Raw genomic sequence first — 16,854 nt, 5'->3', positions numbered from 1 at the left:
ATTGAGCCTGTTAAGAGCCGGACCGCTGTAGCAGGGTCAGCACGGGGAGGTTGGCCTAGCGAAATGGCCAGTGAGCTTTACATCGGCTTGCCGGTGGCCGGGTCGAGGACCTTGGCCTTGGCCAGCTCGTTGGTCAGCGCTGGTGTGGGCCTTTCTGGTGGGACATTGGCCCGGCGTGTTTTCTGCCATTGCAGCGTGCCGTCCCAGGCGGGCAGTTTGGCGGGGGGTAGCGGAAGGATTTCATTGATCTCCGGGACTTTGGGATTGGCGTAGGAGGCGTCCGCGAGCACACTCCAAATTTTTTCATATCGCTCGGCGCGCTCAAGGTCTTCCTCTTGGCCAAGGTAATACATTTCATCGGTGGACGGCGGCCCGCGAAAGCCTTTTGACAGGCGGGAAGCTGAGTTGCTGTTACCAGCAGCCACGCCCATCTGAAATACCTCAAGTGCCTCTTGATATTTCCCCTTGTTTTTAAGGTTTACGCCCAGTTCAACCGCCGCCTTGCCATGTCCTTGCTCAGCCGCACAGCGGTGCATCTGCCGAGCAATATTCGGAGCAATATCGATGGGCGCCAGCTTGTCGCCTACATCGTACTGGGCCTGGGCACTGCCCTGATCGGCGGCCTTGCGGAAGTAACGCAGGGACATTTCCGGGTCCTGCTTCAACCCGGCCGAGCCGTTCTTCAGGAAGATACCGATGAAGTAATAGCCCGTTGCCACGCCCGCATCGATCAGGTTCTGGCTCAGGCGCAAGTGCTCATCACCACCGAGCTGAAAATGACCGCGCATGCTGCCATTCTGCAAATTGATATTGGCCTTGTAATGGCCATTTTCGCTGGCGATCCGGTACAGCCGCTCGATCTCCGCATCGACGGTTTTGTCCTGTTTAAGCTGGTTGTTTTTCTGCAACCAGCGGGCGTACTGGAACAGCACATCGGCTTCGGCGGACGGTGCGGGAATGGTTTCGTGTACGCAGGTAAAGGCCAGCTTGGCGCTGATATTGGATAGCGGGTCCACGGTGGGTTTTCCCGGCCGGGCGTCAACGGCGCCACAACCAAGCAGCACCGCGCTCAGTAGCAAAAGTACAAGGCTCCGACACTTCATCCGAGCAGCCCCCATTCAACCGTTTCCTCGCGGAATGTCGTCTTGTCCGACAGCGGCCAAGGGCGCAGGTGATAGCGCTCTACCGTCTGCACAAGAAAGGCTTCGCCCTGTTCGAAGTGGCGCACAACTTCCTTGCGCCTCACCGTATGCTGCGGGGGCCAGATGACTTTCCAGTAGCCGCTCTGCGGGCAGGCTTCGCCGCTGTAGCAGATCAGCAGAGGGAAGTTGGCCTGACTGAACCCCGGCGACCCCGGCATGGGCTTGCCGGTGGCAGGGTCAAGGACCATGGCCTTGGCCAGCTCGTTGATCAGCGCTGGCGTGGGCTTTTCAGGCGCGACATTGGCCAGGCGCGCTTCCAGCCATTGCAACTTGCCGTCCCACGGCGGTAGCTGGGCGGGCGGTAGCGGGAGAATTTCATTGATTTCAGGGACCTTGGGGTTGGCGTAGGAGTAGTTCGCCAGCACCCTCCAGATTTTTTTATAACGTTCAGCGCGTTCAAGGTCTTCTTGTTGACTGAGGTAATACAACTTATCGGAGGGGGCGGGGTTACGAAAGCCCTCTTCTAAAAAGGAGGCCGAGCTTTCGTCACCAGCAGCCACCCCGAATTGGAATGCTTCCAAGGCGTTCTGATACTCCCCCTCGTCTTGAAGATAGACACCCAGTGCGATAGCCGCCTTGCCATTGCCCTGTTCAGCAGCACAGCGATACATCTGGAGTGCGATTTTCGGGGCAATGTCGATGGGTTCGAGTTTATCGCCTACATCGTATTGGGCTTGGGCATTCCCCTCATCAGCGGCCTTGCGGAAGTAGCGCAGGGCCATTTCCGGGTCTTGCTTCAGCCCGGCCGAACCTTGCTGCAGGAAGATGCCGATAAAGTAATAGCCCGTCGCCACGCCTGCATCGATCAGGTTCTGACTCAGGCGTAGGTGTTCATCACCACTGACCTGAAAATGACCACGCATGCTGCCGTTCTGCAAATTGATATTGGCCTTGTAATGGCCGTTTTCGCTGGCGATGCGGTACAGTCGTTCGATCTCGGCATCGACGGTCTTGTCCTGTTTAAGCTGGTTGTTTTTCTGCAACCAGCGGGCGTACTGGAACAGCACATCGGCTTCGGCGGACGGTTCGGGAATGGTTTCGTGTACGCAGGTAAAAGCCAAGTTGGCGCTGATATTGGATAGCGGGTCCACGGTGGATTTTGCCGGCCGGGCGTCAACGGCGCCACAACCAAGCAGCACCGCGCTCAGTAGCGCAAGTACTAGGCTCCGACATTTCATCCGAGCAGCCCCCATTCGACCGTTTCCTCGCGGAATGTCGTCTTGTCCGACAGCGGCCAAGGACGCAGGTGATAGCGCTCTACCGTCTGCATGGGAAAGGCTTCGCCCTGTTCGAAGTGGCGCACAACTTCCTTGCGCCTCACCGTATGCTGCGGGGGCCAGATGACTTTCCAGTAGCCGCTTTGCGGGCAGGCTTCACCGCTGTAGCAGATCAGCAGGGGGAAATTGGCCTGACTGAACCCCGGCGATCCCGGCATGGGCTTGCCGGTGGCAGGGTCAAGGACCATGGCCTTGGCCAGCTCGTTGATCAGCGCTGGCGTGGGCTTTTCAGGCGCGACATTGGCCAGGCGTGCTTCCAGCCATTGCAACTTGCCGTCCCACGGCGGTAGCTGGGCGGGCGGTAGCGGGAGAATTTCATTGATTTCAGGGACCTTGGGGTTGGCGTAGGAGTAGTTCGCCAGCACCCTCCAGATTTTTTTATAACGTTCAGCGCGTTCAAGGTCTTCTTGTTGACTGAGGTAATACAACTTATCGGAGGGGGCGGGGTTACGAAAGCCCTCTTCTAAAAAGGAGGCCGAGCTTTCGTCACCAGCAGCCACCCCGAATTGGAATGCCTCAAGCGCTTCTTGATATTTCCCCTTGTTTTTAAGGTTGACGCCCAGCTCAACAGCTGCCTCACCATGTCCCTGTTCGGCTGCGCAGAGGCGCATCTGCCGGGCAACGTCAGGGGCAATATCGATGGGCGCTAGCTTGTCGCCTACATGGTACTGAGCCTGGGCACTACCCTGATCGGCGGCCTTACGGAAGTAGCCCAACGTCATTTCCGGGTCTTGCTTCAGCCCGGCCGAACCTTGCTGCAGGAAGATGCCGATAAAGTAATATCCCGTCGCCACGCCTGCATCGATCAGGTTCTGACTCAGGCGTAGGTGTTCATCACCGCTGACCTGAAAATGACCACGCATGCTGCCGTTCTGCAAATTGATATTGGCCTTGTAATGGCCATTTTCGCTGGCGATCCGGTACAGCCGCTCGATCTCCGCATCGACGGTTTTGTCCTGTTTAAGCTGGTTGTTTTTCTGCAGCCAGCGGGCGTACTGGAATAGAACATCGGCTTCGGCGGACGGTTCGGGAATGGTTTCGTGTACGCAAGTAAAAGCCAGGTTGGCCTTGGCCTCGGTGAGCGGGCTCACGGGAATATCCTTGTTCAGGTGAGTAAGGGCATCGCCGCTATCGCAGGCGGCCAGCAGCAGGCTTGACAGCAAAAGAATCCAGCGCATCAGTCGAGGTCCGCCAGTTTTTTTTCGCCGTAATAAAATTCGACGAGTGGCGCGGATGGAGCTTTATTGTTTTTTTGGCGATCTTTGTTTTCTTTGATGATGTTCTTCCAGGCCTTGAACGCCTCAGCCGGATCATCCTGCGCTCCCCTACCTTTCGTATGCAGATTCCACAACCGTCGACGCAGCGCCTCGGTCACACTCGCCCATTCATGGGCAATATTCATTTCGCTATCGACCTGCATGCTGCGGGTGTTGATGTTGGCCGAACCGTGGGTGGTGAAGACGTCGTCGATGATCATCAACTTGGAATGGATGTACACCGGCATCCAGTCCTTGCCTGCCGGGGAATCGTCGGCGACCAACGAGCAGATGTGGACTTTCAGGTCGGGAATGTCCGGTAGGGTAATCGGGCCTTTCTCGATTTTCTCAATTTGCTGATCGAGCTTGATCTGCGCGATGCGGTCGCGCGGGTCGAGCAATCGCGTGGCCGACGCCTCTTCTTTCGCCTTTTCAATGTGCCGCAACTTCGTCACTTCGGGAATGGTGTCGCCGCGCCCGAGGCTTTCGAGCATGCGCTGGGTGTTGACGGTGCCGGCGCCGATGCCGGCGTCGGTGGCATTGGTGATCACGAACAGGTGCAAGGCACCATGCAGGCCGGGGTCGCGCCCGCCCTTGGTCTGACCCGCCGCGACTGCCTTGATCAGCTCAGCCAGGGGCGGCCAGCGAAAGTACTGATTTTCGATGTAGATGAATTGGGTCGCGTTGTTGACCGCCTGCAAGTAGAGCCGCTCGATGTCACGCTTGCCGTCTTGCGGCTGGGTGCGCAGGAGTTGGGCCAACTGCCGGGTAGCGCCGGGGGTGCATTGAAGTTGCGGTCCCAATTGCATGGCCTGGCGCGAGGCGAGCAGGTCCTCGCCGGTTTCCTTGCGCCAGGCGGTGGCGAAGTTGTGGTGCAGGTGCTCCAGGATCGGTCCGCTGACCCGGCTGGAAATGTCCTGGCGCGGGGTGTCACCGCGTGGGCCGCAATTGGGCTGAGGCTTGGTGTCGGGGGTACGGTTCAGCGCCGAGTGCTGGTCGGTGTCCCAGTACTCGTCGAGCATGTTGTGCCCCATGACGAAGCCAACGGCGCGATCCGGCAGTTCATAGTCGACCAGCACGGTCTTTTGATGGTGGGTCGCAGCCGCAGTCATCGCGACAACCGCGCCGGGGCTGATCTGCGAGTCAAGACTTTTGTATTTGACTTGATGAGCAATTTCAGCCCGCTCATACAGGTTGAAGCCGCGACTGACGAACACCGGCACATTGCGAGCCACCCGAATCGCAGGCGCCAGGTTGTCAGCGAATGCACATCTGGCAAACCACTGCCTATCCTCGGCGTATTGCTCGTCGGTGGAGTTCTGCATCTTCCGGTCCTTGATGCGGAACGGGCCTTTGCCGGGCAGGTTGGCCTCGCCTCCCGCGCCAGCAGAATTGAACGGCATCTCCCAGCCGAGCATACGAACTTCGACACCCTCTCGGGCTTTGGCCATGAGCAGTTCGCCGATGCTGGGGACGCAGTTGTCGCGGATAAAGTACATCGATGGCTGAAAACCCCAGCAGATGATGTCGACGGTTTTGGTGGCCCGGGCGATGGCCAGGTGCACGGCCTTGAAGGCTTCTTCACCGTTGACCAAGGGCTGATAGGTGGCCGCAACAGGGTGATATTCGGTGTCCTCCACGTACCAGGGCGAAGTGCAGGTGACCTGGTCGGTGTGCTGGAGAGCGGCTGGCGCCACAGTGTCATGCCGGTTCATTCTGATTTCCCTTGCTGGTCATTGAGTCCGTCCATCATTGCTGCGTACAGAGCGCGATGATCCGAGTGCGAGGTGGGCTGACTCACCTCGGCATCGGTTTGTGAACGGTGTTTTCGCAGACCACGATTGGCCAGGCGCCCTTGATCGGCATTGCGGTAGTCGCCTGGAATCGGAATCTGGTAATTCACGCCGTTGACCAACTCCAGCCGGTACTGCCGGGTCACCACCTGGTGATCGATCAGCAGTTGTCCGGTGTCGTCCAGCACGCCTTGCTTGAGCAGCGCGCCATCGGCATAGAGTGTGTAAGGCATGCCTGCCCAGCCTTTGCCGGGAGCATTGGGGGTTCGCGGTACATTGAGTCGCAGCATTTGTCTGGACAGGCTTTGCGGATAATCCGGATGCGTGGCCGTCATGCTGGCTGGACCGCTGAAGTCGAAGTGCGCGGACTTGATGGTGTAGTCGCCCGCCGTACCCGATTCGATGCTGTGCTGGTCGAGGGTGATGTAACTGCCGCCGGCGTTGAGGGTGATTTTCTTCTTGGCGGTGATGTGGATTTCGTCTTCGGTACTGGTGATTTCCAGGGCGTGGCGGGCCAGCAGTTCCAGCTTGTCGTTCTGGGCTTGCACCCTCACCGGCCCCTGGTTGGCGATCAGCTTGATGCCCAGCTTGCGCACGAACAGGCTCAGCCCCTGCCCCACGCCGATGAACAGGCGCTTGACCACGCTGATGTCGGCCTCGGCACCGGCGTTGAGCATCAGGTTGTGTTGCGCCGCCAGTTGCAGGTGCTTGCCGCTGCTCAGGGCGATGCCTTGCGGCGCGCTGATGAGTACCACGGCAGCTTTGATCTCATCGAGTTGTTCGCGCATGAACGTCAGTTGCGCCTGCACATCCGCCGGATCGGCCTGGCTGGCCTGGGCATCGACCGAGAGGTTTTGCAATTGGTCGCCGGCCTGTTGCAAGCGGCCCAAGGCGGCGCTCATCTCGAGCACCTGGCCCTGGCCCTGGGTCTGTTCCTCGGCACTGATGAACAGACCCTTGCCGCCGCGAATCGCCCCCCAGCCATCGGTCCGCAGTTCAAAGCCTTCGCCACGTTTCTTTTTCTCGGCATCCACCACGTGCCCCAAATTCAACTGGCTCTTGCCGCCGTACTCGGTGCTGAGCTTGACGTGCTCCTGGCCCCGAGTGTCGTCCATCCGCAGTTTGTTGTTGGCCGGGGTGCGCAGCACGTTGCGCTTGTAGTTTTGCAGGGTGACGTGATCGGGGTGGCGGTTGTCGTGCAGGGCGTGGGCGATGTAGGGGCGGTCCGGATCACCTTGTTCGAAGGCCACTGCCACTTCGGTGCCGGCGATCAGCGGCAGGTGCAGGCCGTGGGTGTCGCCGGCGTAGGGCCGGGCCAGGCGCAGCCAGGCGCTTTCGCGGCCGATCGGCCACTGGTCGCGGTCGAACAGGAAGTTCACTTTGTAGCGGCCGTGCAGGTCGATATGGCCGTAGGGATCGTTTTTCCGCGAGCTGGTGACGCGGGCCGGCACGGTGCCGGCGATTTGCGGTTTGGCCGGCAGTGGCGGGCGAAAGCAGACGTTTTCCGCGTAGGGGATCGCCTCGAAACAGGCTTCGAAGCTGGCATCGCGGGCGGCACGGGTGCTCAGCCGGGTGATCACCGCCCCGGGGGCAAAGGCCTGTGGCGCGCCGCCGGAGATTTTCAGCACCTGGCCGGGGGCCAGGCTGGCGCTGCTGCTGGTGCCGCTGAGTCGGGTCTGGGCATTGAGGTAGCGCTCATGGTGCAGGCGCGCGTAGAAGTAGCCGCTTTCGCTTTGCAGGTCTTCGTCGAGGGCCAGGGGATCGCCGAGCACGCGGTAGGGTTCGGCGTAGTGATAGGCCTCGCCGTAGGTGGTTTTCGCGCGCCGGCTCTGGTCGATGTCGCCGTCGAGCCAGGCGGTGGCGTCGGTGTAATGGTAGGCGCGGATGTTGACGTGCTGCTCCACCACCTGGTGCTGGGTCTGCAGCTGCCATACGCCGTCCTGTCCGCTGCTGTTCAGCCCCGATGGCGGGCGGTACGGCAGCTGGACGTCGAACTGATAGGCGCGCTGGTCGTCGTGGAATTCCACCACGTCGATGCGCAGGCGCTCGTCGCTGGTGAAGCGGTACCAGATGCCGACCTCGGCCAATAGGCGGTCGATGAAGGCCAGGTCGCTTTCGCCGTACTGCATCACCTGTTCGCGCTTGGGGTATTCGCGGTGCAGGTCGAAGAAAAAATCCTGCCCGCGGAAGTCGTGGCGGCTGCGCAGGATGTGGTCGACGATCTCCGGCACCGACTGGTGCTGGTAAAGGCGGAACTGTTGGCCGCGGTCGAGCAGCGCCAGACGCGGCTGCAGGGTGACTTCGTAGCGGGCTTCGTCGTTGGAACCGGACAGGCGCTTGAAGCCGCTGATCACCCCGTGCAGTGTGCGCAGCGGCTTGACCGGGGGCGCGCTGAGGCCGAGGAACGGCAGCTTTTGCGGCGCGGCCTGCAGGCTGAAACTGGCGTCCTGGTTGAGCAGCTGGTCGGCGGCCAGGTCGTGCTGAGTGCAGGTGAACTCCACGCGGTAGCTGAACGGCTGGCTCAGGCACTCTTCGCCGTGGAAGGCCAGGACCTCGAGCCGTGCCTCGACATTGCGGACCCGGAGGGTGTGCCGGCTGTGGTCGAAGAAGGTGCGCAGTTGGTTGAGCATGTTCAGGCCTCCATGGCGGCGGGCGGCACCGTGTCCAGTGCGTCGGTAAAGTGCAGAGTGATGCCTTCATCGTCGCTGTAGCCCAGGGTCACGCCGTGGGTTTTCTGCCGGGCCGCCTGGCGTTGCAGCAGGTGTTGGCTGAGCACCGGGAGGATCTGCTGGTTGAGCAGGCTGTCGATGTTGCGCGCGCCGCTGTCGGGCAGCAGGCAGGCGGCAACCAGGGCTTCGTTGAGCGGGTCGTCGACCTGGCAGTCCAAACCGTAGTGGCGCTGCAGGCGCCTGGCGACCTGGGCGAGTTTGAGGGCGACGATGCGCTTGAGTGCATCGGCTTGCAGCGGGCGGTAGATCAGGGTCTGAAAGCGTGCCAGCAGGGCCGGCTGGAAGTGCTCGCGCAGGATCGGCCGCAGCAGTTCGTGCAGGGTGCTGTCGGTTGCGTCAGGTTGCTCCTGCAGACAGGCTTGCAGTGAGTCGCTGCCAAGGTTGGAGGTCATGATGATGACGGTGTTGCGAAAGTCTATTTCGCGTCCTTCGCCATCGCGCATGAAGCCTCGATCGAAGACCTGGTAAAACAGGTTGAGCACGTCGCGATGGGCTTTCTCGACTTCGTCGAGCAGTACGACGCTGTAGGGCCGTTGCCGCACCGCTTCGGTGAGCACGCCGCCCTGGCCGTAACCGACGTAGCCAGGGGGCGAGCCTTTGAGTTGGCTGACGGTGTGGGCTTCCTGGTATTCGGAGAGGTTGAGGGTGATCAGCGACTTCTCGCCACCGAACAGGCTGTCGGCCAGCGCCAGGGCCGTTTCGGTCTTGCCGACGCCGCTGGTGCCCACCAGCAGGAAAACCCCCAGCGGGGCCTTTTCTTCAGTGAGGCCGGTCTTGGCCGCCCGCAGGCGCTGGGCCAGGGCGCCCAGGGCAGGGTCCTGACCAATCACGCGCTCAGCCAGTTGCTGTTCCAGCGCCAGCAGGTTGGCTTGTTCGTCCTTGAGCAGGCTGCCCAGGGGCACTCCGGTCCAGTCGGCGATCACTTCGGCCACGCTGCGGGCGTTTACATCAAGGGACAGCAACGGCTGGTTGCCTTGGGCCTTGGTCAGTTGTCGTTGCAGCTCCACGCAGGCGTCCATCCGGGGTGGTTCAGCCTGGCGTGCGGCGAGCAGCTGTTGTGTCAGCTCGAGTTCGTAGCGGTATTGCTGCTCCGTATCGATTTGCTGGCGATGCAGCTCGACGTGTTGCGCAGCGATCAGCGTCAGACGCTCGCTGGCGCTGTTGCCGCTCAGTTGCTGATCTTCTTCCAGGGCCTGGCGCTCCAGTTCCAGGGCGGCCTGCCGGGCCTTGAGCCGGACCAGCACCTGCGGTTCGCAGTCGAGGCTCATGCGCACTCGCGCGCTGGCGGTGTCGAGCAGGTCGACGGCTTTGTCCGGCAACTGGCGGCCGGTCAGGTAGCGCCGCGACAGGTTGACCGCGGCCTGTACCGCTGCATCCTGGATGTGCACGCCATGGTGGCTGGCGTAGCGAGCCTTGAGGCCACGCAGCATCAGGCTGGCGATGGCGTCGTCCGGCTCGTCGACCTTGACCCTCTGGAAGCGCCGCTCCAGGGCGGCATCGCGCTCGAAATACTGTTTGTATTCGCTCCAGGTGGTGGCGGCGATGGTGCGCAACTCACCGCGGGCCAAGGCGGGCTTGAGCAGATTCGCCGCGTCGGCACCGCCGGCCTGGTTGCCGGCGCCGATCAGGGTATGGGCTTCGTCGATAAACAGCAGCACCGGGTTTTCTGACTGCTGCACGGCCTCGATGACGTTTTTCAGGCGTTGTTCGAATTCGCCTTTGACGCCGGCGCCCGCTTGCAACAGCCCCAGGTCGAGGGTGCGCACACTGACCGGCTTGAGGCTGTCCGGGACATTGCCCTCGGCGATGCGCAAGGCCAAACCTTCGACCAGGGCAGTTTTGCCAACCCCCGGTTCGCCGACCAGGATCGGGTTGTTCTTGCGTCGGCGACTGAGGATGTCGATGACCTGACGGATTTCATCGTCACGGCCGAACACCGGGTCGATCTGCCCTTCGCGCGCCTTGGCGGTGAGGTCGTGGGTGAATTTGTCCAGCACCGCCTGCAAGGCATCGTGCCTTGCGGCGCTGGATGGCGAAGTCACGAGTAGGTTTGGCGACGCTTCTATTCTCCCAGGGCAGTTTCTTGCTGCACCTGTGGACGCTCTTCGGAGTGTCGATCAAGTAATGGAAGCAACTGCTTCAACTGAGTATCGCTGAGGCTGAGCAGCGGCCAGGCGGCTTCGCACGCGAGCAGGCTGGGGGTCTCCAGGAGCGCGCCGAGCAGGTGCGCTGAACGCAGGTAGTCGTTGTTGTCGTCGTCCAGCGATGCACGCAGCCAGGCGTTCTTGATCAGTTGTTGCAGCTTGCCACACAGCTGCGGCTTGCTCTGCACACTGCGCGGCAGGCTGTCCAGATGGTCGAGCAGTCCACACCAGAGCGCGTCCATATCCCATTCGTAGCGACGCGCGATAAGGGTCAGGTCGCCCTCGCCTTGCTCCAGCAGTTTGAGCAGCCAGTGCTCGATGCTGATCTGTCCATGGGCGCGGCTTTGGCACAGCGAAGCCGCTGCACTCAGCGCCTGGACGCAGTAGGGATTGAGGCGGCGAAGCAAACGGGTGGAATGGTGTGCCATACAGGTGCGTCCTTGTTCTGGATTCGCGGCGCGTAGCCGGTTGTGCAAGCGGCGGGTGGATGTGTTTGGTTGAACGCCCGCGCACGGACGCTCAACCCGGCACACCGGGACCAGCAGACAGAGGCCCGTCTGCTGGCCCCCTCACGTCAAGCGCTCTGGCGTTCGTTCCAGGAATCGGAGTGGATGATGTTGCCGTCCTTGTAGGTCCAGGTGACCTTCTCGTAGCGCAGTTCAACCTGCTCGAGGTGGTTGTGCTTCTCCTTGCTCGGGTCCTTGACGTCGTGCATTTTCGGCGCGACTTTCACCACTTTGACGTTTTCCAGCGTGGTGACGAAGTACTCGACTTCCTGGCCTGCGTCGTCAATGCGGTACCACTTGAATTCGGCGCTCTTGAGGGTCTGCCCGGTGGTCACCGCCTTGTACAGGTAGGGGCTGGAGGCATCGATTTCCTTGGAAAACAGGAACGGGGTGTGAACCCGGGTGCCGGTCAGCTTGCCGGTGTTGTTGTCGGTGGGGATGTACAGGCTGTGGTCCTGGGCGATCACCTCGATGCTGCCCTCGCGCTTTTGCACGTCGACTGAACCTTTGATGTCCGCGCCACCGTCATCTTGCAGCCACAGGTAAACGGGAATTGCCATGTGAAGCTCCTTTTCTCAGGAATTGAATGCCGCGGGATGCGACTGGGGGTTGCCTGTCCGGCTCCGCAGCGGGAAGCACGCAGGCCCCCACTTCCGGCACCAGACGGATATCGACGCGACGGTTGGCCGTGCGCCCGGTCTCGGTGTCATTGCTGGCGATCGGCTGGCTGGCGCCAAAGCCCTGGACCGCGAAGCAGCTGTCGGGGATATCGCCCATGCGTTGCATCCAGTCATGCACCGCGCTGGCTCGGGCGCGGGACAACCGCAGGTTGTGCTCGGCGTTGCCCGTGGCATCGGTATGCCCGGCGATGACGATCAGCCAGCCTGACTGGGCCTTGATGTCGACCAGGGCATTGATCAGCACTTTGGTCGAGTCCGGCTTGAGCCGGGCGCTACCCGTACTGAACAGTGACAGGCTGTCCAGGCGTACCGGCTTGGCAATCCTCGCCGGCATTGGGGCCGCCGACGGCTCACGGTGACTGGCAAGCACCGCGAGCACCTGCCCCCGCAGGCGTTCGCCGCGATACAGGCCCAGGCCTAGCGCCAGGGGTTCGCCCTGTCGGTAGTAGCTGTCCAGACGCAGGGCGTCCTGGCGGAGCACCGTCACCGCCTCTTCGCGCGAGGCGAACTCGGGTTGGTCACGACGTTCCGACGGGGGAATCGAGGTGTAACGACGCAGGTCATCACTGACCTGGCGTACCAGCAGGGTGTTCTGCCAGGCCGAGCTGGCCAAGGCGACTACGCTGGCCACCACGAACAACCACAACGCGACCACACTCGCGCGTTGCACCGGGGAGCGCTGGCTGTGAGTCGGGAGCAGATTCAGCAAGGGATCAGGGAACGGCAAGGCGCTGCCCACCCCGGGCAGAGCCTGCCGGGCGTCAACCAACGCAATTTTTTCGCGCAGCCATTGTTGCCACAGGTTGCCCGTCACGCTCTGGGGCAGTGCCGGTACCAGGGTGATGGCGCAGGCCACTGCCAGGCCGACGGGATTGCGGGCTTCGCCGGTCACCAAGTGTGGCAGTACCGCTTCACCCAGCCAGGCTGCAGCGCTGTTCAGTTGTACGCTGGCGTGTAACCGTGCTGCCTGTGTTGTGGAGTCAGGGGCCTGGCGTTGCCAATCGGCCAGGCTGACGCACGCACCCGCCTCGCGCACGCTGGGGCTGGGCTGGCCTGCCTCCCAACTGAACCAGGGACCTTCGCCCCGCGAGGCTTGCAGGTAGCTCACCAGCAGGAGCGGCAACGCTATGCCGCGTTTGCGAATCAGGCTTACCTGGTAGCCGAAGGCGCGCACCTGGCCAGCCAGTACGTCGGCGTCGGTGTGCTCACCCGGATTGGCGATGAACATGACGCTGAGTTGCCCACCCCAGTCCGGGCGCAAGGCCATTACGCTTTCGGTCACCGCCGGTAACTGTTCCAGGCCAGGCACCCGAAGATAACAACCTTGCTCGGTCATGCGCAGGGCCAGTTGTTCAGCGGGAATCGCGCCAAACAGGCCAGCCAGACCATCGCCACAAACCAATACCACTGGCTGGCGGTAGGCAACTGGTGGCAAGGAAGTGCTGTCGGCCAGAACCAATGACTCGCACAGGTGCGCCGCACGTCGCCCCGCCCGGATCCAGGCCACGGCGACGAAGACCACAGTGGCTAGAACAGCCATCGCCCGTAACCCGGCTGCAAGCGGAATGATGGCCAGTAGCGCCAGAACCAGCGCCCCGGCCCACAGCCAAAGGTCTCGTTTCAGTTTAAGCGTCATCGGCCCCTCACGCCTGGCCAGGCAAGAGCGTGGCAATCACACCGCCCAAACGGTGGTTCAGCCCCCACCAGGCACCGACGAGCAACAGACCCGCCACCAGAACATGGGCCAGCGGCGATTGAAACTTGCGCAGGATGTTCATTCGGTGGCCGGCGTCCACTTGTGTCGCTAACCCATGGCTGAGTTCCAGTGGCACAACTTGCCCATTGAGGGCTGCCAGCAATTGCTCACGTTCGGGGTCGCTCACATCGCGGTAACGGCCCCGAAACCCCAGCATCAACACGCGCTGGAATGCCGTCAGCACCTGCCGGTCCGGTGCGGGCTCGCGCAACATTTCGCGCATGTCTTCATACAGGAACTCACCGGCCTGGTGACGATTGAAGAACCTGGCCTGCAGAGGCTCGCGGACCCAGGCGGCATGGGCGTCGCCTTTGGCACAGGTGAGCAAGGTCTCATCCAGCAAGGCGCATTGAGCGTGACTGATGTGGTCGATGCTGCGCTGGCTTAGGCCGGCATGCTCGAGCAGTTGCCGAACGTGCTCGATCTGCTCCACGCAGCGCTGCCACAGATCCTGGCTACTCTGCGCACAAGCCCCCTGCCGAAGTTCTACCACCAGCAGGTAGCTGTCCTGCAACAACGAGTCGATATCCAGCGTAGTTGCGGTTTGTTTTTTGAGGGCGATCAGGTTCATGTGCGCAACACCGCGAACAGTTCAAGTTTCACGTCGGCCAACGTGCTCGGAACGTAGAAGGCACAGACCCCTGCGGCCAGCATGGCCTGCCCCTTGGCATGACTGAGATCGAGGGCGAAGTACTGGTTCTCGAGACGTAGCGGAATAGCCGCCGGCACATGGCTGAGCGACTGCAAAGGCACACCGTCAAGCGCGGCGTTGATCAGCTGATCGACTTCATCCGGCGTACCGACCTTGCACAGGCGTGGAAACTGGCTCTGCAACTGCACTGCCGGCAGGCGGCAACGCACCGACAGATAGAAGTCGGCGCCGTCACGCTCACACAGGCGGGCATCGTTGAGGGTGACCTGCCAGCGGTTGGCACCGCTCTCCTCCAGCTTCAGTGCAATGACCCGCGACGGCAGGCTTGCCTCGAGCAAGGTGGAGATGGTGCCCATCAACGGCGCGAATACACTTTCCAGGTGCTCGTGCCGATAGGCTGGAATCTTGTCGATATCGTGTTCCAGCGAAAAGGTCAGCAGGCTGCCGGCCAGCTTGACCAGATCCAGATACACCTGCTCGGGATGCCGCGCGGGATGAGCCTGGAGATCAGCCAATACCGGTTGGTAGGTGTTCAAGGCATTGAGTAACCAGAACAACGACACATCGGCCACGGCGAAGTCAGCCATGCGCTGGTTGCTCTCGCGACGCATGCCCATCAGCCGTTGACGCTTGGCGGATAACTGGGTCAACAGATTATCCAGCTGTGTCAGCAGCCCGGGATGAGCAGCGAAGCTGAGCAGCGGTGGCACATAGGCTGGATCGAGACTCCAGGCACCCTGCCCGTCGCGCACCAGACGCGCGACCGGGCAGGTCAGGTAATCGGCGTTCTCGTCGTTATCCAGGCGCAGGCTCAGCGCGTGCTCCAGCACTCCGATGGACTGCACCTCGTCTGCGTATATGTCCTGCACCGGACGCCAATCCTGGCGATAGCGCGTCGGCCGATCGGCCCTGGCCCCCTCGAACAAACAGTTGTTGCCATTGCCCTGCTCCAGCGGCAAGGCAAGCAGCAACGTCGCGGCCTGGATGTCATCAGACAGCAGTCGGGCCAACTCCAGGGCGGGGGGCAGCCGATCCGCGTGATCGCAATCGACCAAGGTGCCATCGGGCATGCGCACGCGCACCTGGGTTGCCTTGAGCTTACCCAGGCGCAGGGCTTCCTGGTCAAACCCCACCGCCTGCACCCCCCAAGGGTGTACCAGGGACAGATGGGCGAGACTCTCGTTGGTCCAGGCTTCCCAGCGTGCCTGCTGCTGGAATTGCTGCGGGCACAACAGAGCCCCCGCGGCCCACAGGGGGCGGTCGATCTTCATGGTGTCGTTTCCCTACGCAGTGGCTCAGGTTTTGAAATGGCTCAGGCTTTCGCTTTGGGCATCTGCGAAACCAGCGACAGATTGACGTCCATGCCTTCCACCTGGAAGTGCGGCACGGCATACAGCTTGACTCGGAAGAAGCCCGGGTTGTCCTCGATGTCTTCTACGGTCACCTTCGCATCGCGCAGCGGGTGTGAAGCCTGCAGATCATCGCCCGGATCGGTCATTTCGGTGACCAGCCCACCGATCCACTTATTCAGCTCCAGCTCCAGCAAGCGACGGTCCTTGGTGGTTCCGATGTTCTCGCGCTGGATCAGTTTCAGATAATGGGCGATGCGCGACAGCAGGAAGATATACGGCAAGCGTGCATTGATCCGGCTGTTGGCGGTGGCATCGGCGGTGTCATACAGCGCCGGCTTCTGGGTGGAGTTGGCCGAGAAGAAACACGCGTAGTCCCGGTTCTTGTAGTACGACAGCGGAATGAAGCCGAGGTTGGCGAATTCGAATTCGCGAGTCTCCGGAATCATCACTTCCGAAGGAATTTTCACCTGGTTGCCAGTGCCCAGATCGTACAAGTGAATCGGTAGTCCGGTGACCGCGCCGCCCGACTGTGGTCCACGAATTTGCACGCACCAGCCGTTAGTGATGAAGCTCTTCACCATGTTTGCAGCGAAGGCGAATGAGGCGTTGGTCCACAGATACTTGTCGTGATCAGGGCCCTTGACGCTTTCGATGTAGTTGAAGCTGCGTACCGGAACGGTGTCCGGCCCATAGGGCAAGCGACCCAGCACGCGCGGCATGGTCAGGCCGATGTAACGGGCATCGTCACTGTCGCGGAACGCTTTCCATTTGAGGTATTCGGCACGGTCGAAGTAGTTGCCGATATCCTTGATGGCGGCCACCTCTTCCATCGACTCCTTGCCAAAGAACACCGGGCCAACGGAGCCAATGAAAGGCATGTGCGCTGCCGCCGCAACTTTGGATATATTGCGCAGCAGGGCAATATCCTGCGGACTGCGGTCGAACTCGTAGTTGGAAACGGCCGCGGCAATCGGCTCGCCACCCGGAGTGTCGTACTCCTGGGTGTAGGTATGCCTATACAGGCCGCTCTGGGCGATCTCCGGTACATCTTCGAAATCTTGTACCAAGTGATCCTTACTGATATCCAACAGTTCGATTCGTACGTTCTGGCGAAAATCGGTCTGATCGATCAGCGATTTCACGCCGCGCCAGGTCGATTCAACGCGCTGGAAATCAGGGTGATGCATCACTGCATCGAGTTGGCGACTGATCTGCGCATCCAATGACGCAATGTGCTCATCGAGCAGCGTTTTATCCAGACGCTCGACTTTCTGCGACGATTGTTTGAGCAAGTTCAAGAACACGCTGACGGCGGCGGTAACCCGTTCATCGGCAGAAGCCTCGGACAATGCCTCAGTGTTCTGAAACGCTTCGATACCACCCAGTTCTGCAACCGGGCTGAGGTTGATCTTGCTGAACAGGGCGCCATATACGCCTGGGTTTTTTTCAGTCAGCGCTGCAGCGCCGCGCGATGGTGCGGAGGAATGGTCTACGGACATTATGAAAA

10 protein-coding genes and 1 pseudogene are annotated in these 16,854 nt (G+C 61.3%); all 11 read right to left on the bottom strand.

What is annotated here, in order from left to right; translation table 11 throughout:
* Positions 1 to 77: 77 nt before the first annotated feature.
* Positions 78 to 1,103: an SEL1-like repeat protein gene (locus tag AC3IUA_RS12120; RefSeq protein ID WP_489362321.1), complete on the bottom strand. Its 1,026-nt coding sequence runs from the start codon at positions 1,101 to 1,103 to the stop codon at positions 78 to 80.
* On the bottom strand, positions 1,100 to 2,380 hold the full coding sequence (locus AC3IUA_RS12115) for an SEL1-like repeat protein (RefSeq protein WP_489362319.1): 1,281 nt from the start codon (positions 2,378 to 2,380) through the stop codon (positions 1,100 to 1,102). Before AC3IUA_RS12115 ends, AC3IUA_RS12120 begins: the two co-directional genes overlap by 4 nt.
* Positions 2,377 to 3,657, bottom strand: coding sequence for an SEL1-like repeat protein (locus AC3IUA_RS12110; RefSeq protein WP_489361158.1), 1,281 nt, complete (start codon positions 3,655 to 3,657; stop codon positions 2,377 to 2,379). Before AC3IUA_RS12110 ends, AC3IUA_RS12115 begins: the two co-directional genes overlap by 4 nt.
* Complete coding sequence (locus AC3IUA_RS12105) at positions 3,657 to 5,450, bottom strand: phospholipase D-like domain-containing protein (RefSeq protein WP_489361156.1); 1,794 nt, start codon at positions 5,448 to 5,450, stop codon at positions 3,657 to 3,659. The genes AC3IUA_RS12110 and AC3IUA_RS12105 overlap by 1 nt, the downstream gene beginning before the upstream one ends.
* A complete protein-coding gene (locus AC3IUA_RS12100) occupies positions 5,447 to 8,158 on the bottom strand; it encodes a type VI secretion system Vgr family protein (RefSeq protein WP_489361154.1) in 2,712 nt (903 codons plus the stop codon). The genes AC3IUA_RS12105 and AC3IUA_RS12100 overlap by 4 nt, the downstream gene beginning before the upstream one ends.
* A 2-nt stretch (positions 8,159 to 8,160) precedes the next feature.
* Positions 8,161 to 10,829: pseudogene (gene tssH / locus AC3IUA_RS12095) on the bottom strand (type VI secretion system ATPase TssH).
* Positions 10,830 to 10,975: 146 nt separating this feature from the next.
* Complete coding sequence (locus tag AC3IUA_RS12090; RefSeq protein WP_489361152.1) at positions 10,976 to 11,467, bottom strand: Hcp family type VI secretion system effector; 492 nt, start codon at positions 11,465 to 11,467, stop codon at positions 10,976 to 10,978.
* On the bottom strand, positions 11,433 to 13,223 hold the full coding sequence (locus tag AC3IUA_RS12085) for an OmpA family protein (RefSeq protein WP_489361150.1): 1,791 nt from the start codon (positions 13,221 to 13,223) through the stop codon (positions 11,433 to 11,435). The genes AC3IUA_RS12090 and AC3IUA_RS12085 overlap by 35 nt, the downstream gene beginning before the upstream one ends.
* 7 nt (positions 13,224 to 13,230) lie before the next feature.
* Positions 13,231 to 13,914 (bottom strand): type VI secretion system protein TssL, short form, encoded by a 684-nt coding sequence (gene tssL / locus AC3IUA_RS12080; RefSeq protein WP_489361149.1) that lies wholly within the window; start codon positions 13,912 to 13,914, stop codon positions 13,231 to 13,233.
* Positions 13,911 to 15,266 (bottom strand): type VI secretion system baseplate subunit TssK, encoded by a 1,356-nt coding sequence (gene tssK / locus AC3IUA_RS12075; RefSeq protein WP_489361147.1) that lies wholly within the window; start codon positions 15,264 to 15,266, stop codon positions 13,911 to 13,913. The genes tssL and tssK overlap by 4 nt, the downstream gene beginning before the upstream one ends.
* Positions 15,267 to 15,307: 41 nt before the next feature.
* Positions 15,308 to 16,846 carry a type VI secretion system contractile sheath large subunit gene (tssC, locus tag AC3IUA_RS12070; protein ID WP_489361146.1) on the bottom strand — a complete coding sequence of 513 codons (1,539 nt, stop codon included), beginning with the start codon at positions 16,844 to 16,846 and terminating at the stop codon, positions 15,308 to 15,310.
* Positions 16,847 to 16,854: the final 8 nt, after the last annotated feature.

This window comes from Pseudomonas sp. KH_050, assembly GCF_057838875.1.
This window is presented reverse-complemented; position numbering and strand designations above follow the sequence as displayed.